This window comes from Duganella kummerowiae (assembly GCF_053572355.1).
Window position 1 is genome coordinate 364,416 of sequence record NZ_JBKFEH010000002.1, and the last position, 19,408, is coordinate 383,823.

General features: G+C 65.1%; 18 protein-coding genes. 8 read left to right on the top strand and 10 right to left on the bottom strand.

What is annotated here, in order from left to right; translation table 11 throughout:
• Positions 1-136 precede the first annotated feature (136 nt).
• The 3 genes from ACLB1G_RS02375 to ACLB1G_RS02385 are packed head-to-tail and all read left to right on the top strand — an operon-like array spanning position 137 to position 6,181.
• Entirely contained in the window at positions 137-1,558 is a 1,422-nt protein-coding gene (locus tag ACLB1G_RS02375) for an MFS transporter (protein WP_491625564.1), read from the top strand.
• On the top strand, positions 1,558-3,915 hold the full coding sequence (locus ACLB1G_RS02380) for a GH36-type glycosyl hydrolase domain-containing protein (protein ID WP_491625565.1): 2,358 nt from the start codon (positions 1,558-1,560) through the stop codon (positions 3,913-3,915). Before ACLB1G_RS02375 ends, ACLB1G_RS02380 begins: the two co-directional genes overlap by 1 nt.
• Before the next feature lie 28 nt (positions 3,916-3,943).
• Complete coding sequence (locus ACLB1G_RS02385; RefSeq protein ID WP_491625566.1) at positions 3,944-6,181, top strand: glycoside hydrolase family 3 C-terminal domain-containing protein; 2,238 nt, start codon at positions 3,944-3,946, stop codon at positions 6,179-6,181.
• 19 nt (positions 6,182-6,200) lie between these two features.
• On the opposite strand, the gene ACLB1G_RS02390 is transcribed toward ACLB1G_RS02385, so the two are convergent.
• Positions 6,201-7,034, bottom strand: coding sequence for a hypothetical protein (locus tag ACLB1G_RS02390; protein ID WP_491625567.1), 834 nt, complete (start codon positions 7,032-7,034; stop codon positions 6,201-6,203).
• A gap of 201 nt (positions 7,035-7,235) precedes the next feature.
• Between ACLB1G_RS02390 and ACLB1G_RS02395 the strand changes: the two genes are divergently transcribed.
• A complete protein-coding gene (locus ACLB1G_RS02395; RefSeq protein ID WP_491625568.1) occupies positions 7,236-8,099 on the top strand; it encodes a hypothetical protein in 864 nt (287 codons plus the stop codon).
• Positions 8,100-8,118: 19 nt separating this feature from the next.
• On the opposite strand, the gene ACLB1G_RS02400 is transcribed toward ACLB1G_RS02395, so the two are convergent.
• Positions 8,119-8,397 (bottom strand): RnfH family protein, encoded by a 279-nt coding sequence (locus ACLB1G_RS02400; RefSeq protein WP_491625569.1) that lies wholly within the window; start codon positions 8,395-8,397, stop codon positions 8,119-8,121.
• Complete coding sequence (locus ACLB1G_RS02405; RefSeq protein ID WP_491625570.1) at positions 8,381-8,821, bottom strand: type II toxin-antitoxin system RatA family toxin; 441 nt, start codon at positions 8,819-8,821, stop codon at positions 8,381-8,383. Before ACLB1G_RS02405 ends, ACLB1G_RS02400 begins: the two co-directional genes overlap by 17 nt.
• A 97-nt stretch (positions 8,822-8,918) precedes the next feature.
• Between ACLB1G_RS02405 and smpB the strand changes: the two genes are divergently transcribed.
• From smpB to ACLB1G_RS02420, 3 genes are all read left to right on the top strand, one after another.
• Positions 8,919-9,368, top strand: coding sequence for an SsrA-binding protein SmpB (gene smpB, locus ACLB1G_RS02410; RefSeq protein ID WP_491625571.1), 450 nt, complete (start codon positions 8,919-8,921; stop codon positions 9,366-9,368).
• Between the two features lie 207 nt (positions 9,369-9,575).
• A complete protein-coding gene (locus tag ACLB1G_RS02415; protein WP_491625572.1) occupies positions 9,576-10,268 on the top strand; it encodes a YajG family lipoprotein in 693 nt (230 codons plus the stop codon).
• 4 nt (positions 10,269-10,272) lie between these two features.
• Positions 10,273-10,827 carry a FlgO family outer membrane protein gene (locus ACLB1G_RS02420; RefSeq protein WP_491625573.1) on the top strand — a complete coding sequence of 185 codons (555 nt, stop codon included), beginning with the start codon at positions 10,273-10,275 and terminating at the stop codon, positions 10,825-10,827.
• Positions 10,828-10,841: 14 nt separating this feature from the next.
• On the opposite strand, the gene ACLB1G_RS02425 is transcribed toward ACLB1G_RS02420, so the two are convergent.
• The 3 genes from ACLB1G_RS02425 to ACLB1G_RS02435 are packed head-to-tail and all read right to left on the bottom strand — an operon-like array spanning position 10,842 to position 13,548.
• Positions 10,842-11,663, bottom strand: a complete 822-nt coding sequence (locus tag ACLB1G_RS02425) for an NAD-dependent protein deacetylase (protein ID WP_491625574.1) — start codon at positions 11,661-11,663, stop codon at positions 10,842-10,844.
• A 23-nt stretch (positions 11,664-11,686) separates the two neighbouring features.
• Entirely contained in the window at positions 11,687-12,619 is a 933-nt protein-coding gene (locus ACLB1G_RS02430) for an aspartyl protease family protein (protein WP_491625575.1), read from the bottom strand.
• Positions 12,616-13,548, bottom strand: a complete 933-nt coding sequence (locus tag ACLB1G_RS02435; RefSeq protein WP_491625576.1) for an aspartyl protease family protein — start codon at positions 13,546-13,548, stop codon at positions 12,616-12,618. Before ACLB1G_RS02435 ends, ACLB1G_RS02430 begins: the two co-directional genes overlap by 4 nt.
• Positions 13,549-13,747: 199 nt before the next feature.
• Here ACLB1G_RS02435 and ACLB1G_RS02440 point away from each other — a divergent pair, with 199 nt between their 5' ends.
• Positions 13,748-14,965: a cyclic di-GMP phosphodiesterase gene (locus ACLB1G_RS02440; RefSeq protein WP_491625577.1), complete on the top strand. Its 1,218-nt coding sequence runs from the start codon at positions 13,748-13,750 to the stop codon at positions 14,963-14,965.
• On the opposite strand, the gene ACLB1G_RS02445 is transcribed toward ACLB1G_RS02440, so the two are convergent.
• From ACLB1G_RS02445 to ppsA, 4 genes are all read right to left on the bottom strand, one after another.
• Positions 14,966-15,376, bottom strand: coding sequence for a DUF4259 domain-containing protein (locus tag ACLB1G_RS02445; protein WP_491625578.1), 411 nt, complete (start codon positions 15,374-15,376; stop codon positions 14,966-14,968).
• A gap of 10 nt (positions 15,377-15,386) precedes the next feature.
• A complete protein-coding gene (locus tag ACLB1G_RS02450; protein WP_491625579.1) occupies positions 15,387-16,337 on the bottom strand; it encodes an SPFH domain-containing protein in 951 nt (316 codons plus the stop codon).
• Between the two features lie 20 nt (positions 16,338-16,357).
• Positions 16,358-16,777 carry an NfeD family protein gene (locus ACLB1G_RS02455; RefSeq protein ID WP_491625580.1) on the bottom strand — a complete coding sequence of 140 codons (420 nt, stop codon included), beginning with the start codon at positions 16,775-16,777 and terminating at the stop codon, positions 16,358-16,360.
• A 116-nt stretch (positions 16,778-16,893) separates the two neighbouring features.
• Positions 16,894-19,332: a phosphoenolpyruvate synthase gene (gene ppsA / locus ACLB1G_RS02460; protein ID WP_491625581.1), complete on the bottom strand. Its 2,439-nt coding sequence runs from the start codon at positions 19,330-19,332 to the stop codon at positions 16,894-16,896.
• Positions 19,333-19,408: the final 76 nt, after the last annotated feature.

A 19,408-nucleotide genomic window follows, 5' to 3' on the forward strand; every position in this document is an offset into this window, starting at 1 on the left:
GCCAGCCCTGCCTGCTGCGGCGCAGCATCGATAAAGCTTTACATTATTATCGAAACGGCTAAACTCCCATTTGATGTTAGCGCTAACAAGACAGGATGTGCACGATGCGAGTTGTTCTCCCTATCGGCGCGGCGGCATGACCGCCCGCCACGCCGCTTCGGGCGGCCCCGGCCAGGACAGCGGCCAGGGCCGCCCACTTTTCGCCGCCCCTGCCCCCTTGTCCTGGCGCGAAAAGGTCAGCTATGGCATCGCCGACATGGGCTTCAACTTCTACTGGACCAATGTCGCCACCTTCCTGCTGATCTATTACACCGACGTGTATGGCATCTCGGCGGCGGCCGCCGCCTCCATGATGTTTACCGTCAAGCTGGTGAACGCCTTCACCGATCCCCTGATCGGCGCCGCCGCCGACCGCACCAGCACGCGCTGGGGCAAGTTCCGCCCTTACCTGCTGTGGATGCCGCTGCCGCTGGCGGCCGCCGCCCTGCTCACCTACACCACGCCCGGCCTGGAAGGCGACGGCAAGATCGTGTGGGCCTACGCCACCTATCTGCTCATGATGGTGTGCTACACCGGCATCAACATCCCTTACAACGCCCTGTCCGGCGTGCTGTCGGCCGATCCGCAGGAGCGCTCGGTGGTCAACGGCTTGCGCTTCATCTTCGCCTTTGCCGGCAGCACCCTGGTGACGGCCGCCACGCCGGCCCTGGTGTCCTGGCTGGGCCAAGGCAACGAGCGCCTGGGCTGGCAGCTCACCATGCTGGCATGGGCCGCACTGGCCTCATGCCTGTTCATCGTCACCTTCCTCAACACCCGCGAGCGCGTGGCGCCGGTGGCCGCGCAGCGCTCCAACGTAATGCAGGACGTGCGCGACCTGGCCGGCAACCGGCCCTGGATGGCGCTGTTCTTCCTGGCGCTGATCATCATGGTCACCATCACCCTGCGCACCAGCAGCGCCGCCTACTACTTCAAGTACGTGGTGGGACGGCCAGAGCTGATGCAGGGCTTCGTGCCGGCCTACATGATGTCGGCCGCCGCCGGCGCCGCCCTGACGCCGCTGATGACGCGCTACATCGACAAGAAAAAGCTGATGATGGTCCTGATGGGCATTACCGCCGTGCTGTCCTCGGCCTTCTATTTCGTGCCGCCGGAACAGGTGTGGCTGATGTTCGCGCTGCAGGTCGGCATGGGCCTGGCGCTGGGCCCCAAGTCGCCGCTGGCCTTTTCCATGTACGCCGACACGGCCGATTACAACGAATGGCGCACCGGGCGCCGCGCCACCGCCATGACCTTTGCCGCCGCCACCTTCTCGCAGAAGCTGGGCACGGCGCTGGCGGTGGCCGTGATCGGCGCCATCTTCACCCGGCTCGGCTACGTGGCCAACGCGGTGCAATCGGCCGGCTCGCAGCAGGGCATCCTGTGGCTGATGTCCTTCATTCCGGCCGCCTTCGCCCTGCTGGCGGTGGCCGTCATGTTCTTCTATAACCTGGACCGGGCCGCGCTGGCGCGCATCCAGTCCGACCTCGAACACCGCAAGTCACCCATGGAGAAGCACTGATGCTGTTACGCCCGACCCACAATGGCGACCGCTATGAACTGACCAGCCCCACCGCCATGCCCCAGGCGGGCGGCTTCCTGTGGAACCGCCGCATGATGATACAAATGACCTGCCGCGGCTACGCGACGGCCCAGTTCATGCAGCCGGAGCCGGCCAAGTACGCCCATGCCCCCAACCTGGAGGCCAAGACCTTCATGCAGCCGGAGCAGAACTACTATGCGCACCATCCGGGCCGCTTCTTCTACATCAAGGACGAAGACACGGGACAGCTGTTTTCGGCCCCCTACGAACCTGTGCGGGCCCCGGTGGAAAGCTTTACATTCTCGGCCGGGAAAAGCGATATCGCCTGGCGCGTGGAGCACCTGGGCCTGCGGGTGGAACTGACCCTGGGCCTGCCGGTGGACGACGTGGCGGAACTATGGTCGCTGCGCGTGACCGACCTGTCCGGCCGCGCGCGCCGGCTCAGCGTCTATCCCTACTTCCCGATCGGCTATATGTCGTGGATGAACCAGTCGGCCGAATACCGCGCCGACCTGGGCGGCGTGGTGGCCAGCTGCGTGGCGCCGTACCAGAAAGTGGCCGACTACTTCAAACAAAAGGATTTCAAGGACAAGACCTATTTCCTGTGCGAGGAAGCGCCGCAGGCCTGGGAAGCGCGCCAGCAGGCCTTCGAAGGCGAAGGCGGCCTGCACGCGCCGTCCGCCGTGCTGGCCGAGCAGCTATCCGGCAGCGACGCCCGCTACGAAACGCCCACCGCCGCCGTGCAGTACCGGCTGCAGCTGGAGGCCGGCGGCTCGCACGCCTACCGCTTCCTGTTCGGCCCCGCGTTCGACGACGCCGAAATCCGCGCCATGCGCGACAAATACCTGAACGCGCGCGCCTTCGCCGCCACCGCCGCCGCCTACGCCGACTACGTGGCGCAGGGACGGGGCGTGCTGCGCATCGAAACACCGGATGCGGACCTGGACAACTTCGTCAACCACTGGCTGCCGCGCCAGGTGTACTACCACGGCGATGTCAACCGCCTCAGCACCGATCCGCAGACCCGCAACTACCTGCAGGACAACATGGGCATGAGCTACATCCGGCCGTCCACCATGCGCGCCGCCTTCCTGCACGCGCTGTCGCAGCAGGAAGCGAGCGGCGCCATGCCGGACGGTATCCTGCTGGTGGAAGGCGCGGAACTCAAGTACATCAACCAGGTGCCGCACACCGACCACTGCGTGTGGCTGCCGGTCAGCCTCAAGGTTTACCTGGACGAGACCGACGACTACGCCCTGCTGGACGAAGCGGTGACGGGCAGCGACGGCCAGACCCGCACCGTGTTCGAGCGCGTCAGCGCCGCCATGGACTGGCTGCTGCAGGCGCGCGACCACCGCGGCCTGAGCTACATCGCCCAGGGCGACTGGTGCGACCCCATGAACATGGTGGGCTACAAGGGGCGCGGCGTGTCCGGCTGGCTGACCGTGGCCACCGCCTACGCGCTCAACCTGTGGTCCGCCATGTGCGAAAAACACTTGCAGCACGAGGCGGCGGTGCGCTACCGCAGCGGCGCCCAGGCCGTCAACCGCGCCGCCAACGAACACCTGTGGGATGGCGACTGGTACGCGCGCGGCATCACCGACGACAACGTGGTATTCGGCGTGCGCAAGGACGTGGAAGGCCGCATCTACCTCAACCCGCAAGCCTGGGCCATGCTGGGCGGGGCCGCCAACGCCGGCCAGCGCGCGTCCGTGCTGGCCCAGGTCGAGGAGCAGCTCAGCACCCCCTACGGCGTGCAGATGTTCGCACCGCCCTACAGCGCCATGCGCGACGATGTCGGCCGCGTGACGCAGAAGCATCCGGGATCGGCGGAAAATGGCGCGGTGTACAACCACGCCGCCATCTTCTACATCTACAGCCTGTACACGATAGGCGAAGGCGAACGGGCCTGGCGCGCGCTGCGCCAGATGATACCGGGACCCGACGAACAGGATTACCTGCAGCGCGGCCAGCTGCCGATATTCATACCCAATTACTATCGGGGCGCGTATCATCAGTATCCGCGCACGGCGGGCCGTTCCAGCCAGCTGTTCAACACCGGCACGGTGTCCTGGGCCTACCGCTGCTTCATCGAAGGCCTGTGCGGTTTGCAGGGCGACGGCGACGCCCTGCTGGTCAAGCCGCAGCTGCCCCGGGCCTGGCCGGGCATGAAGGTGACGCGCCAGTTCCGCGGCGCCACCTTCGAGGTGGAGATCGTGCGCGCGGACGTAGCGGAAGTATTGGTCAGGCAGGCCGGCCAGCTGTTGCCGGAGCCGCGCGTGACCGGATTCAAGGCAGGAGACAGGATCGCACTCGAGGTGCTGGTCCCACGCTGATTACTCATAATAAGGAAAGTGGAGAAGCATGAAGAAACGTCTATGGCTGTCCCTCGCATTAGCATATCCCCTGATGATCAACGGCGCGGCGGCAGCCGACCGGCCCTGGCTGGACAGCGCCGTCTCCCCCGAGCAGCGCGCCGCCACACTGGTCGGCGCCATGACGCTGGACGAGAAAATCCAGACCGTGTTCGGCTACTTCTCCACCGATTTCGAGCCGAAGAAATTCAAGGCGCCGGAGGCGGGCCGCAAGGATTCGGCCGGCTACATCCCCGGCATCGAGCGCCTGGGACTGCCTTCGCAGTGGCAGACCGACGCCGGGGTCGGGGTGGCCACCCAGGCCGCCTCCAAGTCGCCGTATGAGCGCACTTCCCTGCCCTCCGGCCTGGCCACCACGGCCACCTGGAATCCCAAGCTGGCCTACGCAGGCGGCGCCATGATAGGCGCCGAGGCGCGCAGCACCGGCTTCAACGTGATGCTGGCCGGCGGCGTCAACCTGATGCGCGAACCGCGCAACGGCCGCAACTTCGAGTATGGCGGCGAGGACCCGCTGCTGGCCGGCGTCATGGTGGGCGAGCAGATACGCGGCATACAGTCCAACCACGTGGTCTCCACCCTCAAGCACTTCGCCTTCAACGACCAGGAGACCAACCGCAACACCATCAACGTCAGGATCGCCGATGCGGCCGGGCGCATGTCGGACCTGCTGGCCCTGCAGATCGCCCTGGAGCGCGGCAATCCAGGCTCCGTGATGTGCTCTTACAACCGCGTCAACGGCCCCTATGCCTGCGAGAGCGACTACCTGCTCAACCAGGTGCTCAAGGGCGACTGGGGCTTCAAGGGCTTCGTCATGTCGGACTGGGGCGCGACCCATTCCACCATCCCGGCCGCGCTCAGCGGCCTGGATCAGCAATCCGGCCATCCTTTCGACAAGTCGCCCTACTTCAACGAGGCGCTCAAGGAAGCGGTCGTCAACGGCCACGTGCCGCAGTCGCGCCTGGACGACATGGTCAAGCGCATCGCCTGGGCCATGTTTGCCAACGGCGTGGTCGAGCATCCGGTCAAGGCGCCGGATTCGCCCTCGGCCGGCATCGACTTCGCGGCGCACGCCAAGGTCACGCAAGCGGATGCCGAGGAAGCCATCGTGCTGCTGAAGAACCGTGGCGGCCTGCTGCCCCTGGGCGCCGGCGTGAAAACCATCGCCATCATCGGCGGCCATGCCGACGTCGGCGTGCTGTCGGGCGGCGGCTCGGCCCAGGTCTATCCGCTGGGCGGCATGGCCGTTCCCAACGAGGGCCCGAAAGGCTTCCCCGGTCCCATGGTGTACCACCGTTCGTCGCCGCTGCAGGAACTGGGCAAGCTGAGCAAGGCCAAACTGACCTACAACAACGGCAAGGATGCGGCGGCGGCCGCCAAACTGGCCGCCGCCAGCGACGTGGTGATCGTGTTCGGCACCCAGTGGACCGGCGAGAGCCTGGACCAGCCCGACCTGAACCTGCCGGGCGCCCAGGATGCGCTGATCGCGGCCGTCGCCAAGGCCAACAAGAATACCGTGGTGGTGCTGGAGACCGGCGGCCCGGTGGTCATGCCCTGGCTGGACCAGGTCGGCGCGGTGCTGGAAGCCTGGTATCCCGGCACCAGCGGCGGCGGCGCCATCGCGCGCGTGCTGAGCGGCGAGGTCAATCCGTCCGGCCGCCTGCCGGCCACCTTCCCGTCCTCGGTGGCGCAGCTGCCGCGTCCCGTGATCGACGGCGACGCCCACACCAAGGATGAAGCGGTGAAGGAAAAAGCCACGACCGACTACAACATCGAAGGCGCGGCGGTGGGCTACAAGTGGTTCGACCTCAAGGGCCACAAGCCGCTGTTCCCTTTCGGCTACGGCCTGTCCTACACCAGTTTCGCGTACGAGGGCCTGGCGGCGCGGGCGGCCGGCAACGGCATGGAAGTGAGCTTCAGCGTGAAGAACACTGGCAAGCGCGCCGGCAAGAATGTGGCGCAGGTGTACGTGGCGCCGGCGGCCGGCGGCTGGGAAGCCCCGAAACGCCTGGCGGGCTGGGACAAGCTGGACCTGCAGCCCGGCGCCAGCGGCAAGGCCACGGTGCGCATCGACCCGCGCCTGCTGGGCGTGTACGACAGCGCCGCCAAGCGCTGGAACATCGCGGCCGGCGACTACATCGTCACGCTGGCCGATTCCGCCACCGCCCAACCCGCCGCTACCGTCAAGCTGCACCTCGACGCCCGCAGCGTGGACCTGCACGGCAAGTAAGCCAGTCCGGCGTTCCCCGTCACTCTCGCCAGCTGACGGGGACCTGGGCCAGCTTGTCCCTGCTCCAGACCAGCACGGCGCCGCTGACGTAGTCGCCGCTGGCGTTCTTGACCACGTTGAGGGAGCTGACGTGGTAGCGGTATTGCGGGCCGTACTGGCTGGCCACCATGGCCATGGCACGCTCGGCGCGTTCGCCGTGCAGCATGGCGTAGCTGAAGCCGTAGCCGGCCAGCGCCAGCGCCGCGCCCAGGCCCAGCGGCAGGGCCATGCCATAGGCCTTGCGGCCGGCCGCCGCGCGCGCCGCCAGCACGGCTTCCCTCCCCAGCTGGCGCTGGGTCCAGTACACCACGGCGATGGCCAGCAGCGACAGCGCCAGCGTGCCGAGGAACCAGACCGGCGTCAGCTTCAGCTCGATCAGGCTCAATTCCAGCGGCTGTGTCAGCAGCAGCAGGGTCAGGATCAAGGTTCCCGGCAAGGAAAGCATTGCCAGCCAGCGCACCACGACCGCGCTGCGCAAACTGCCACTCCACAGCACGGCGCCGGCGGCCAGGGCCATCAGGTTCAGGGTGGACGGATAGGCTACACCCGCCAGCGTGAACATCACCGCCGCCGAGGTATCCACCACGCCGATGGCCAACAGCACCTTGCCAACCCGGCGGATGATATCGAGGTCGCCCCCACGCACAGGCCCGGCGCAGGGCGGCTGCGCCGCGCGATCAGCCGCCAACCCCTCCAGTTCCGCCAGCCGTTCGTGCACCGCCCGCACCCGTTCCGGATAGCGTTGCGCGTCGATGCGTGCCAGCACCTGGCGCAGCTGCGCCTCATCATAGTGCGAGTAATCGGGTTCATTCATGGCTGCGGCGTCCCAAGCTGTTGGAGTTCGGCATCATAGTATTGGATCGGCGAAAAACCAAGCCGCGCATAATGAACAAATATTATTTAATTGACAGTACAATGTATCGTTGGCTGGCGACGCACCAGCGCAGCCCGGTGGCTCCATCGAGGCAAGCAACTGTTCCTGGCGCCATACTGTCGATTCCATTGGAGAAAACCGATGCGACTGACCGAAACCTCCATCATCAATTCGCTGGCCTTTCGGGGCGATACCCGGCCGCCTGAAGAGATCTTTTCCAACGGCTTTCATAACCGCCAGACGCCGGAATTCCAGTTCATGCAAAATTTGCTACTCGGGGGCGAGGATCTGGACCTCGAATTAAAGGTCAAGATAGATATGAAGCACCTCAACACTCAGCAAGTAGCCAAATTTGATGACTCGGGCATACCCAAGGCCGCCGAACCATTTTCACCGCATAAAACCCGCTATCGCGTCTGGTTAAAAGACGATCCCAATACCTACATTGTGATTACCCTGAAGTCCACCGAAGGTTTGACCAGCGCACTGTGGAAACACTACATCGACAACCTGCCGGTTTACCGGGAAGATCGCCATGATATCAGCCCCAAGACTGCCGTATGCCTGACACTGCGGCCCCAGGTCGCGCCCTACTTTCCCATCGAGGGCTGCAGCGACGAAGACGGCGAATGGATTTGGATTTACGCTGTCGCCCTGGGCGCCGCCTACAAGACCTACACCTACCAGATCCGCGACGGTTCCGATCTTGCCGCAGCCCGGGAGGTCGCGGTGGAACATGTGGCCAGCAACCACGTGCTGTGCGCAATCCGCTGCTGGCGCAAAGGTAAATATCCCGACATGCAATTCCTGCTGTCGCCACGGATCTGCTGGAACCCGGTCGCCGGCGGCGAGCGGCTGCTGGCAAAAAAACAGATAATGGCAGCGTTCCAACGCCATCAAAGCATGAAGACCACCGTGACCAGATGCGTGACCGGCACTATCGTCAGGGATAGTTTGCGCTTGTTCTCCGAACCACCCTATCCTTATTGGTTATGGCAGAAATGATAGCACCGGCCAGGAGGCCTCATCCCCTCTTCCTGCGCCGGCGCGCATTTTTCGGGTCGGCAATCAGCGGCCGGTAGATCTCGATGCGGTCGTGCTGGCGCAGCACCGTATCGAGCGTCTTTTTTTTGGCGTAGATGCCGACCTGCATGGTGGACAGGTCGATGCCGGGCGCCTCGGCCAGCAGCCCGCTCGCGGCAATGGCCTGCCCTATGGTGCAGCCCTCGGCCACCTGCAGCTGGCGCAGCCACTGGCGGTCCGGCAGCGCATAGCAGACCTGGATGTCAAGCAGGCTGGCCATACACCGTGTCCGCGCGCTTGCAGAAGGAATCGACCATGCTGTTGGCGATCATGCCGAACACGGGACCGATCAGCTGTTCCAGTATCATGCTGGAAAACTCATACTGCAGGTCCAGTTCGATCTTGCAGGCGTCCTCGCGCAGCGGCTTGAAGGTCCAGGTGCCGTTAAGGGCCTTGAAAGGCCCGTCCACCAGCGCCATCTTGATGGTGGTAGGCGGCGTGTTGACGTTGGAGGTGGTGAAGCTCTGCTTGACGCCGTGGTAATTGATGCCGACGCTGGCGGTGACGCTGTTCTCGCCGCGTTCGCGCACTTCCACCCCGCCGCACCATGGCAGGAACTTGGGATAATCCTCGACCCTGGCCACCAGGTCGAACATCTGCTGCGCACTGTAGCCGAGGAAAACTGATTTATGTACTACTGCCATAGTCTAACCGTTTGCTATGATGTTGAAATATTCGCAGGCTTGCCCCGCGAAACCGTAGTTTAACCGACCAAGCCTGTTTTTACCCGTAGACTGTTCCATGACCATCGCCGATAACCGCAAAGCCTTTCACGACTACTTCATCGAAGACCGCTACGAAGCGGGCATCGTGCTGGAGGGCTGGGAAGTGAAGGCCATCCGCGACTCGCGGGTGCAGATCAAGGAGGCCTACGTCACCGTCAAGGGCGACGAGCTGTTCCTGTTCGGCGCCCACATCAGCGCCCTGCCCACCGCCTCCACCCACATCAGCCCGGAAGCGGTGCGCACCCGCAAGCTGCTGCTGCACCGCCAGGAGCTGGACAAGCTGATCGGCAAGGTGGAGCGCGCCGGCTACACCCTGGTCCCGCTCAACCTGCACTACAAGGGCGGCCGCGTGAAATGCGAGATCGGCCTGGCCAAGGGCAAGAAAATGCACGACAAGCGCGCCGCCGAGAAGGACCGCGATGGCAAGCGCGAGGTCGAAGCCGCGATGAAGACCATCCGCCGCTGATCCGCTTCCGGTGCCACGCCATGCCGCCCCGGGATGCTCCCCCGTCCCTGGATGTTGCGCCCGCCACGACAAACCCGGTCCCGCACCGGGTTTTTTCTTGTGTCCGAATTTCTAACTAGAAACATCCATGATAAACTGGCTCCCGGACGATTTTACGTTTGTGCGCTGTACCGTGGCGCGCAATATTCTTACCAAGACGAGGCTTCCATGGCGCTGAAATTCGCCGCTGCGATGGCAACCGGCCTGCTGCTGGCAGGCTGCGCATCGCACCACACGCCGGCGCCGCTGGCGACCAACTTTGCCACCACCGGCCAACCCAAGCTGCAGGCCGCCCAGCACTGGGCCATCATTTCCAGCCATATCGAGAGAACCCTGCTGGCGGAACTGAAGAAAAGCCCGCCGCGTCCGGTCTACATCGCCGAACCGGCCCAGCCCTCGCCCTTCCAGCGCGCACTGGCGGCCCAGCTCACCACTTCGCTGGTGAACGACGGCTATGTGGTCTCGCGCGCGCCGGCCGGCTCGCTCAAGGTGGAGATGGACGTGCAGGCCGTGAGCTTCACGCCCAACCGTCCGCAATACCGCTACCACGGCGACGCCACCGCGCTGGCCGGCGGGGTGTGGGCCCTGACCGCCATCGAGGCGCCGGTCATCGCCAGCGCCACCGTGGCGGCCGGCGGCTACGACGCCTATAGCTGGTTCAACGCCCAGTTCGCGCCCGGCGCCACGCCCAGGACCGAGATCATCGTCACCGTGTCGGTCTCGGACCAGTACCGCTACGTGGCGCGCAACACCTCGGCCTACTACGTGGCCGACACCGACCGCCAGCTGTACGGCATCATCGACCCGCCGCCGCCGGAAGGCCCCAAGCTGACCAAGGCCTACCAGGTACGCGGAGACTGACACCATGGCCTACCCCTACCGACTGGCCGGCGCCTGCGCGCTGGCCCTGCCCCTGCTGCTGGCCGGCTGCTCCACTCCGGTCAAGGACGAGGGAAATTATTCGACCGTGTCGTCCAACCAGTTCATCGAAGCCAACTACAAGGCCGCCGATTCGCTGCTGCGCCAGCTGAACGGCAAGCTGGTGCCGGACAAGCCACTGATCATGGCCACCGTGGTCAATATCGATGCGCTGGACCGCACCACCACCCTGGGCCGGCTGGTGTCCGAGCAGCTGTCGACGCGCCTGGCGCAGGGCGGCATGCGCATGGTGGAAATGAAGCTGCGTAACAGCGTCTACCTGAAGCGCAACCAGGGCGAATTGATGCTCACGCGCGAGATCGGCGAAGTGGCGCAAACCCACGACGCCCAAGCCATCGTGGTCGGCTCCTATGCGGAAACGAGCGACATGGTGTTCATCAACATCAAGGTGATCCAGCCCAACACCAACTTCGTGCTGGCCGGCCAGGATTACGTGCTGGCCAAGGAAGCCGTGATACGCTCGATGCTGCTGCAGAACTGAATTGCAGAACTGCGTTACAGCAGGCGCGGCAGCACGTCCTGGGCCGATGCCTGCAGCTTCAGGCCGATCAGGTCATCGGCGCGCGTCTTGCCGATATTGATGGCGGCAATCGGCTTGCCCGCCTCGGCCGCCAGCTTGCAGAAGCGGTAGCCGGAAAACACCATCAGCGACGATCCCACCACCAGCAGCGCATCCGCCTCCTCCATCCGGCGCAGGGCGTCGGCCGTGCGCCCGGGCGGGATGGTATCGCCGAAGAACACCACGTCGGGCTGCAGCACGCCGCCGCAGCGTTCGCACTGCGGCACCTGGAAATGCTCGAGCGCTTCCGGCTCCAGCTGGGCGTCGCCGTCCGGCAGGGCCTGGGCCTCGGTGTGCGCCAGCTGCGGATGGGCCGCCAGCAGCTGCTGCTGGATATCGGCGCGGCGGTACAGCGCGCGGCACGACAGGCACACCACGCCATGGATATTCCCGTGCAGTTCAATCAGGCGCCGGCTGCCGGCGCGCTGGTGCAGGCCGTCCACGTTTTGGGTGATGACGCCGCCGATACGGCCGGCCGCTTCCAGCTCGGCCAGGGCGCGGTGGCCGTTGTTGGGCGCGGCCTGGGCCAGGGTCGGCCAGCCCACCATGCTGCGCGCCCAATAGCGGCGGCGCACGGCGTCCGAGCGACGGAATTCCGGCCCTTGCACCGGCTGGCGGCCGCGCCGCACGCCATCCTGGTCGCGGTAGTCGGGGATGCCGGAAGCGGTGCTGAGACCGGCCCCGGTGAGCACCAGCACCTCGCGGTGGGCGTCGAGGAAGCTGGCTAACTGGTCTAGCTGGCGGTCGTGCGTATCCATGCCGCCATGCTACATCAAAGCATTCAGCGCTGCTCGGGACGCTCGAATACCGGTCCGCCCGTGTACGAGTAATACAAGCGGTGCTGGCTGCGCGAAATCAGGATATGGTGGGAACGCAGGTAATCGAGGCCGATGATCATGCGGTGTTCGCTGAAGGCCGGCCCGGAGTTGATGCCCAGGCTGGGCGCCTTGATCAGCTCATCGCCAATTTGCAAAGTGGCGAATTCGGCAAAGCGCACCTCGCGCCGGGCATCGCCCACGCCCACCGCGTTGTAGGTACGGGCGCCGGCTGCCGGCGCCACGCCCAGTTCCTCCGCCAGCGCCGCGTCCACGCCGGACGAGGCGGAGCCGGTGTCCAGCAATGCCAGCACCTTGCGGCCATTCAGCAGCACCTCGATGATGGGCCGGTTTTCACCGGCCTCGCCGCGCAGCGGCACATCCATCACATCAGCGGCCCAGTAGCCCAGCCCCTTGTCATCGCAGCCGTGCGCGCGGAAGAACTTGGCCTTGCGCTCCGCCAGCGAGAATTCCAGGTCGGCCTGCAGCAGGAAGTCCGCGCCCAGGATGACGCCGAAATCGGCCTTGTCCAGCGCATCGAGCACCGGGAACTCGGCGTTGCTGGTGCGGACCTCGCCCAGCGTGAATTCCTTGATCTTGGCCGATGCGGTGAAAATGGTGCCGCCCACGCCGCTGGTACGCTCGTTGGCGCGCCCGAGGCTGATACCCAGCTTCTCCACCGTGGACCGCAGCAAAAAAGTCTTGTAGGCGCCGGTATCGAGCGCCATGGACACCGGCGCGCCATTGATCGCTCCCTGGGCCCGCGCCAGGCCGCCCTGCTGGTACTGGAGCGGCAGCTCACCCACCTTGGTGTAGGCGCAGCCGCCCTGCTGCGCCCGCGCCGCCCATGGCAGCACCGCCGCCAGCAGCAGCGCGCATCCGGCCAGCGCGCGCCTCATTGGAAGCGGTCGAAGATGGCGCCGCCGCTGTACGAGTAGTACAGGCGGTTCTGGCTGCGCGCGATCAGGATGCGGTGCGCCTTCAGGTAGTCCGCGCCCAGTATCATGCGCGGCAGGCGGTAGCCGCTTTGGGCGCGCTGCAGGATGGCCAGGCGCGGAGTCTTGATCAGCTCATCGCCTATCTTCAGCGTGGCGAAATCGGCCGGACGCTGCTCGACCACCTCGTTGCCTATGCCCTGGGCCTTGTAGACCCGGCCCGGAATGGGGGACACGCCCAGTTCCTGCGCCAGGTCGGCGTCCACCGTGCTGCCGGGCGCGCCGGTATCGATCAGGGCGATCACCTTCTTGCCGTTGAGCTCGACCTCGATCAGCGGGCGGCGGTCGCTGCGGTCGTCGATCAGCGGCACGTCCATCACATCGGCGCTCCAGTAACCCAGGCCCTTCTGCTCACAGCCCTGGGAGCGGAAGAAACGCAGTTTTTTATCAGCCAGCGAGACTTCGAGGTCGGCCTGCAGCAGGAAATCCACGCCCAGGATCACGTCGAAACCGGTCAGCTTGTCGCCATCGATGACGTTCATGGGCGCGTTGCGCGCCTCCAGTTCCTTCAGGCTGATCTGCTTGACCTTGGTGACATAGTTGCGCGCGGCGCCACCCACGCCATAGCTGTAACCGGACTTGGGCTCCAGCCACAGGCCCAGTTTTTCAGCCATGGGCCGGGTCACCGCCGTGCTCCAGGCGCCGGTATCGAGCATCATCGTGACCGGCTGTTCGTTGATCTTGCCGTCCACCAGCAGGTGCATGCCCCGGCCCAGGTTGACCGGCAATTCCATCAGCTGGCTGTAGCGGCACTGTGCCTCGGCAGCCTGCGCGCCGGCCGCGCAGAGCAGCAGCGCCAGCGCGGCGCAGCTGCGTTTGAAAGAAAACATCATATCTCCATCGTGAGTTATAGCAACGTTACATTAACACCAATGCCGGCGCCGGATTATCACCAACCATCACTTTTTACGCTCTGTTACACGGTGGCGGCTGTGATAAGATTTCGCCGTGGAGCGCCCCTATCCCGTCGCCCGCCATCCGGTTTCCGCTCCCCTTCCCTGAGCTTGTTCAATCCGCCCGACCTGAACGCTTATGTTGAAGAAAATACCCGTAGAACTGGCCATCCAGGGCATGTATGTCCACCAACTGTGCGGCTCCTGGCTGCATACCCCTTTCTGGCAAACGTCCTTCCCCATCGACAGCGCCGAGAAGCTCAAAAAGCTGCAGGCCAGCGGCGTGAAGGAGCTGTGGATAGACACCGCCAAGGGACTGGACCTGCCCGGCGAGGACGAGGAAGAGGAACACCCCCCGGTCACAGCGGCCGCCGCCACCGGCCCCGCCTACACCTTGCCCAAGCCGGCCCCCACCGGCATGACGGCCGAACTGGAACGCGCCAGCAAGCTGGTGGCCAAGTCCAAGGCCCAGGTCACGTCCATGTTCAACGAAGCGCGCATGGGCAAGCTGTCCGACGTGTCGGCGGCGGTGCCGCTGGTGGAGGAAATCGCCGGTTCGGTGGCGCGCAACCCGCGCGCCCTGGTCAGCCTGGTGCGCCTGAAAGAGGCCGACGACTACACCTACCTGCATTCGGTGGCGGTGTGCGCCATGATGATCGTGCTGGCGCGCCAGCTCAACCTGAGCGACGAGGAAGTGCGCGATTGCGGCATGGCCGGCCTGCTGCACGACGTAGGCAAGATGGCGATCCCGCCCGAGGTGCTGAACAAGCCGGGCCGCCTGACCGACGAGGAGTTCGCCGTCATCAAGCAGCACCCGGCGGCCGGCCACAAGCTGCTGCTGGAAGGCGCGAAAGTACCGCCCATCGCGCTCGACGTGTGTCTGCACCACCACGAAAAATACGACGGCAGCGGCTACCCGCAGGGCCTGAAGGCGCAGGAAATCAGCATTTACGCGCGCATGGGCGCGGTGTGCGACGTGTACGACGCCATCACCTCGACGCGCTGCTACAAGCCGGGCTGGTGCCCGTCCGATTCGCTGCGCAGGATGGCGGAGTGGACCAAGGGCGGCCACTTCGATCCCGTCATCTTCGCCGCCTTCATCAAGTGCATCGGCATCTATCCGCTGGGCACCCTGCTCAAGCTCAAGTCCGGCAAGCTGGGCGTGGTGGCGGACAATACCAAGTCGCTGCTGCAGCCAGTGATACGGGCTTTTTTCTCGTCCAAGTCCATGAGCTACATACCGCCCGAGAACATCGACCTGGCCGCGCCCGGTGCGCGCGATGAAATCGTCTCGCGCGAGGACGCGTCCAAGTGGGGCTTCACCGAGCTGGACCGCTACTGGGCCGAGCCGGCCTGATCAGCCCAGGCGGGCGCGCAGGTCGGCCACCGAAGCCAGCCACTCCTCGTAGTGCTCGCTGTCTTCCCACAGCGCACACAGCTCGGATCGGCTGGAGATGATGATGTCCAGCGCCTGCAGCGCCTTGGCCGCCAGGTCGGCGCGCGGCCTGGCTTTCGGCTTGCGCGCGGCCACCCACTCGTCCACGCCCGCGCTGTCGTCGGTCTGCTCTCCGCCCTTGCCCTGCAGGCGGGCCAGCACTTCCACCGCCACCAGCGCCTCGGCCGCGTAGGGCGCCTCCAGTTCATCGCCGGCCTGCAGCACCTGGTCCAGGGTGTTTTCCACCGCATCGAGGTTGCTGGTCTCATGCAGGTCCTGTGCCCAGTCCTGCGCATAATCGTTGCCGAAGGCGTCCACTGCCCAGGTTCCCATCGTTGCTCCTTTACTTGGCGGCCGGCCGCACCAGCGGCTGGTCCTTCTGTGTTTTCACCACCTGCATGGCGGTGGCGATCAAGCCTGACATGTCGCCCAGGTTGGCCGGAATGATGATCGAATTATTGGTCTTGGCCAGCTGGGCAAATGCACCCACGTACTGCTCGGCCACTTTCAGGCTGACGGCTTCCTCGCCGCCCGGTTCGCGGATGGCGGCGCCCACCTCGCGCAGGGCGCGCGCCGTGGCCTCGGCCAGCGCCACCACGGCGGCGGCCTGGCCCTCGGCCCGGTTGATGGCGGCCTGCTTGTCGCCCTGGGAACGGGCGATCTGCGCCTCGCGTTCGCCGTTGGCGATGTTGATCTGCTCCTGCTTGCGGCCCTCGGAAGCCGCGATCAGGGCGCGCTTCTCGCGCTCGGACGTGATCTGGGCCTGCATGGCGTGCAGGATTTCCTTGGGCGGGGTCAGGTCCTTGATCTCGTAGCGCAGCACCTTGACGCCCCAGTTGGCAGCCGATTCATCGATGGCGTTCACGATGGCGGTGTTGATGTGCTCCCGTTCCTCGAAGGTCTTGTCCAGCTCCATGCGGCCGATCACGGAGCGCAGCGTGGTCTGCGCCAGCTGGGTAATGGCGGCGATGTAGTTCGACGAGCCATACGATGCGCGCATCGGGTCGGTGATCTGGAAGTACAGGATGCCGTCCACCTGCAGCTGGGTGTTGTCCTTGGTGATGCAGACCTGGGGCGGCACGTCCAGCGGGATTTCCTTGAGGATGTGCTTGTACGCGATCCGGTCCACGAAGGGAATCACGATGTTCAGTCCCGGCGCCAGCACGGCGTGGAATTTGCCGAGCCGCTCCACCACCCAGGCGTGCTGCTGCGGCACCACGTTGATGGTCTTGAACACGAATACCAAGGCCAGGATGAACAGGACCAAAGTCACATTGCCGATGCCAATTTCCATGCAAGTCTCCGTCGATAGGGTTATGCCGCCACGATCAGGCGGCTGCCGCGCACTTCGCGTATGGTGTACCGTCCCGGCGCCGCAGCGCTGCCGGGCGCCAGTTCCACGTCCCACAGCGCGCCGCGGTACATGACGCGCGCCACGCCATCCTGCCAGGCCGGCACGGTGACGGTCTGCCCGATGTCGAGGTTGATGTCGGGATCGTTGGCGGCAGCCACCCGTCGCGGCCGCCCGTAGCGGCTGCGGCGCAGGACGGCGGTGGCGGCCACCCCCGCCACGGCGGCCGCCAGCGCCTGCACGGCGACGCCTGCGCCGGCCAGCGCGGCGATGCCGCCGGCCGCCACGCCGATGGCGATCATCAGCAGGTAGAAGGTGCCGCTGAACAGTTCCAGTATCACGATCACGCCGGCAGCCGCCAGCCAGATGCTCCAGTCGCTCATGCCGCGCCCTCCTTTGAAAGTATTCCCCACCCCTTCCCCATGATGAGCATGGCTCATCATAAAAAAACCCCCGCCGCCCGGACAGGCAACGAGGGTACTCGCTCAGGCGGGCCGGCTTACTTCTGCAGCGCAGCCAGCTTCTGCCAGGTGTCGATCACCGAGTCCGGGTTCAGCGACATCGATTCTATACCCTGCTCCATCAGCCAGGCGGCGAAGTCCGGATGGTCGGAAGGACCCTGGCCGCAAATGCCGATGTATTTGTCCAGCTTGCGGCAAGCCGAAATCGCCATCGACAGCATGGCTTTCACGGCAGGATCGCGCTCGTCAAAGTCGGCGGCCAGCAGGGCCATGCCGGAATCGCGGTCCAGGCCCAGGGTCAGCTGGGTCAGGTCGTTGGAGCCGATCGAGAAGCCGTCGAAGTACTCCAGGAACTGTTCGGCCAGGATGGCGTTGGACGGCACTTCGCACATCATGATCAGGCGCAGCTCGTTCTCGCCGCGCTTCAGGCCATTCTTGGCCAGCAGGTTCACCACCTTCTCGGCCTGGCCCAGGGTGCGCACGAAGGGCACCATGATCTCGACGTTGGTCAGGCCCATTTCATCGCGCACGCGCTTCATGGCCAGGCATTCCATCTCGAAGGCGCCGGCGAAATCGTCGGCCAGGTAGCGCGCCGCGCCGCGGAAGCCCAGCATCGGGTTTTCTTCGTCCGGTTCGTAGCGCGAACCGCCGATCAGCTTCTTGTACTCGTTGGACTTGAAGTCCGACATGCGCACGATGACTTTCTTGGGCCAGAAGGCGGCGGCGATGGTGGCGATACCCTCGGCCAGCTTGTCGACATAGAAGGCTTTGGGCGAAGCGTGGCCGCGCGCCACCGACTCCACGGCCTTTTTCAGGTCGGCGTCGATGTTCGGATATTCGAGGATGGCCTTGGGGTGCACGCCGATGTTGTTGTTGATGATGAATTCCAGCCGCGCCAGGCCCACGCCGGCGTTGGGTACGGCCTGGAAGTCGAAGGCCAGCTGCGGATTACCGACATTCAGCATGATCTTGGTGTCCAGCTTGGGCAACTCGCCGCGCGACACTTCCGACACTTCGGTTTCCAGCAGGCCGTCGTAGATCTTGCCCTCGTCGCCTTCGGCGCAGGACACGGTCACGAAAGTGCCATCCTTGAGCACCTCGGTGGCGTCGCCGCAGCCCACCACGGCCGGCACGCCCAGTTCACGGGCGATGATGGCCGCGTGGCAGGTACGCCCGCCACGGTTGGTGACGATGGCGGAGGCGCGCTTCATCACCGGTTCCCAGTTGGGGTCCGTCATGTCGGCCACCAGCACGTCGCCCGGCTGCACCCGTTCCATCTCGGACGGATCGGTGATCACGCGCACCGGACCGGCGCCGATTTTCTGGCCGATGGCGCGGCCCGAGGCCAGCACCGTGCCGGACGATTTCAGCTTGAAGCGCTGCTGCACGTCGGTGGCCTTCTGCTGCGATTTCACGGTTTCCGGACGCGCCTGCAGGATGTACAGCTTGCCGTCGCGGCCATCCTTGCCCCACTCGATGTCCATCGGACGGCCGTAGTGGTTCTCGATGATGACGGCGTACTTGGCCAGTTCCACCACTTCGGCGTCGGTCAGCGAGTAGCGGTTGCGCAGTTCGACCGGCACGTCCACGGTCTTGACCGAGCGGCCCGCCTTGGCTTCGTTGGTGAACTCCATCTTGATCAGCTTGGAGCCGATGTTGCGGCGGATGACGGGCGACTTGCCCTTTTCCAGCATGGGCTTGTGGACGTAGAACTCGTCCGGATTGACGGCGCCCTGCACCACGGTCTCGCCCAGGCCATAGCTGGAGGTGACGAATACCACGTCCTTGAAGCCGGACTCGGTGTCGATGGTGAACATCACGCCGGCAGCGCCCACGTCGGAGCGCACCATGCGCTGCACGCCGGCCGACAGGGCCACTTCGGCGTGGGTGAAGCCCTTGTGCACGCGGTAGGAGATGGCGCGGTCGTTGTACAGGGAGGCGAACACGTGCTTCATGGCGTCCAGCACGTTGTCTATGCCGACCACGTTCAGGAAGGTTTCCTGCTGGCCCGCGAAGGAGGCGTCCGGCAAGTCTTCGGCAGTGGCCGAGGAGCGCACGGCAAACGACATTTCAGTGCTGGAATCGGCCACCAGCCGGTCGTAGAAGGATTTGATTTCCGCTTCCAGGCGTGGCTGGAACGGGGTGTCGATGATCCACTGGCGGATTTCGGCGCCGGCTTGCGCCAGGGCGCGCACGTCGTCGATGTTCAGGTCCGCCAGGCGGTCGGCGATGCGCTCGGCCAGCGATTTGCCGCCGTCCACGCTGTACGACAGGAAGTCGCGGAACGCCTGTGCGGTGGTGGCGAAGCCGCCCGGCACGCGCACGCCGGCGCCGGCCAGCTGGGAGATCATCTCGCCCAGGGAGGCGTTCTTGCCGCCCACGGATTCGACATCGGTCATGCGTAAATTCTCGAAGGAGGCGACGTACACCGCCTCCTGGTTCTGCTCCTTCAATGCTGCGTTGGACAAGTTGGTCATAGTGACACCCTTCTGATGATAAAAATCTTCACGCGAGGCGCGGACATCTTTCTTGTTATTCTTAGCGTCGTGCAGC

Bases quoted from the DNA above. Each gene is read 5' to 3' on its own strand.
- ACLB1G_RS02375 (WP_491625564.1), top strand. From the start codon at position 137: ATGACCGCCCGCCACGCCGCTTCGGGCGGCCCCGGCCAGGACAGCGGC.
- ACLB1G_RS02380 (WP_491625565.1), top strand. From the start codon at position 1,558: ATGCTGTTACGCCCGACCCACAATGGCGACCGCTATGAACTGACCAGC.
- ACLB1G_RS02385 (WP_491625566.1), top strand. From the start codon at position 3,944: ATGAAGAAACGTCTATGGCTGTCCCTCGCATTAGCATATCCCCTGATG.
- ACLB1G_RS02390 (WP_491625567.1), bottom strand. From the start codon at position 7,034: ATGAATGAACCCGATTACTCGCACTATGATGAGGCGCAGCTGCGCCAG.
- ACLB1G_RS02395 (WP_491625568.1), top strand. From the start codon at position 7,236: ATGCGACTGACCGAAACCTCCATCATCAATTCGCTGGCCTTTCGGGGC.
- ACLB1G_RS02400 (WP_491625569.1), bottom strand. From the start codon at position 8,397: ATGGCCAGCCTGCTTGACATCCAGGTCTGCTATGCGCTGCCGGACCGC.
- ACLB1G_RS02405 (WP_491625570.1), bottom strand. From the start codon at position 8,821: ATGGCAGTAGTACATAAATCAGTTTTCCTCGGCTACAGTGCGCAGCAG.
- smpB (WP_491625571.1), top strand. From the start codon at position 8,919: ATGACCATCGCCGATAACCGCAAAGCCTTTCACGACTACTTCATCGAA.
- ACLB1G_RS02415 (WP_491625572.1), top strand. From the start codon at position 9,576: ATGGCGCTGAAATTCGCCGCTGCGATGGCAACCGGCCTGCTGCTGGCA.
- ACLB1G_RS02420 (WP_491625573.1), top strand. From the start codon at position 10,273: ATGGCCTACCCCTACCGACTGGCCGGCGCCTGCGCGCTGGCCCTGCCC.
- ACLB1G_RS02425 (WP_491625574.1), bottom strand. From the start codon at position 11,663: ATGGATACGCACGACCGCCAGCTAGACCAGTTAGCCAGCTTCCTCGAC.
- ACLB1G_RS02430 (WP_491625575.1), bottom strand. From the start codon at position 12,619: ATGAGGCGCGCGCTGGCCGGATGCGCGCTGCTGCTGGCGGCGGTGCTG.
- ACLB1G_RS02435 (WP_491625576.1), bottom strand. From the start codon at position 13,548: ATGATGTTTTCTTTCAAACGCAGCTGCGCCGCGCTGGCGCTGCTGCTC.
- ACLB1G_RS02440 (WP_491625577.1), top strand. From the start codon at position 13,748: ATGTTGAAGAAAATACCCGTAGAACTGGCCATCCAGGGCATGTATGTC.
- ACLB1G_RS02445 (WP_491625578.1), bottom strand. From the start codon at position 15,376: ATGGGAACCTGGGCAGTGGACGCCTTCGGCAACGATTATGCGCAGGAC.
- ACLB1G_RS02450 (WP_491625579.1), bottom strand. From the start codon at position 16,337: ATGGAAATTGGCATCGGCAATGTGACTTTGGTCCTGTTCATCCTGGCC.
- ACLB1G_RS02455 (WP_491625580.1), bottom strand. From the start codon at position 16,777: ATGAGCGACTGGAGCATCTGGCTGGCGGCTGCCGGCGTGATCGTGATA.
- ppsA (WP_491625581.1), bottom strand. From the start codon at position 19,332: ATGACCAACTTGTCCAACGCAGCATTGAAGGAGCAGAACCAGGAGGCG.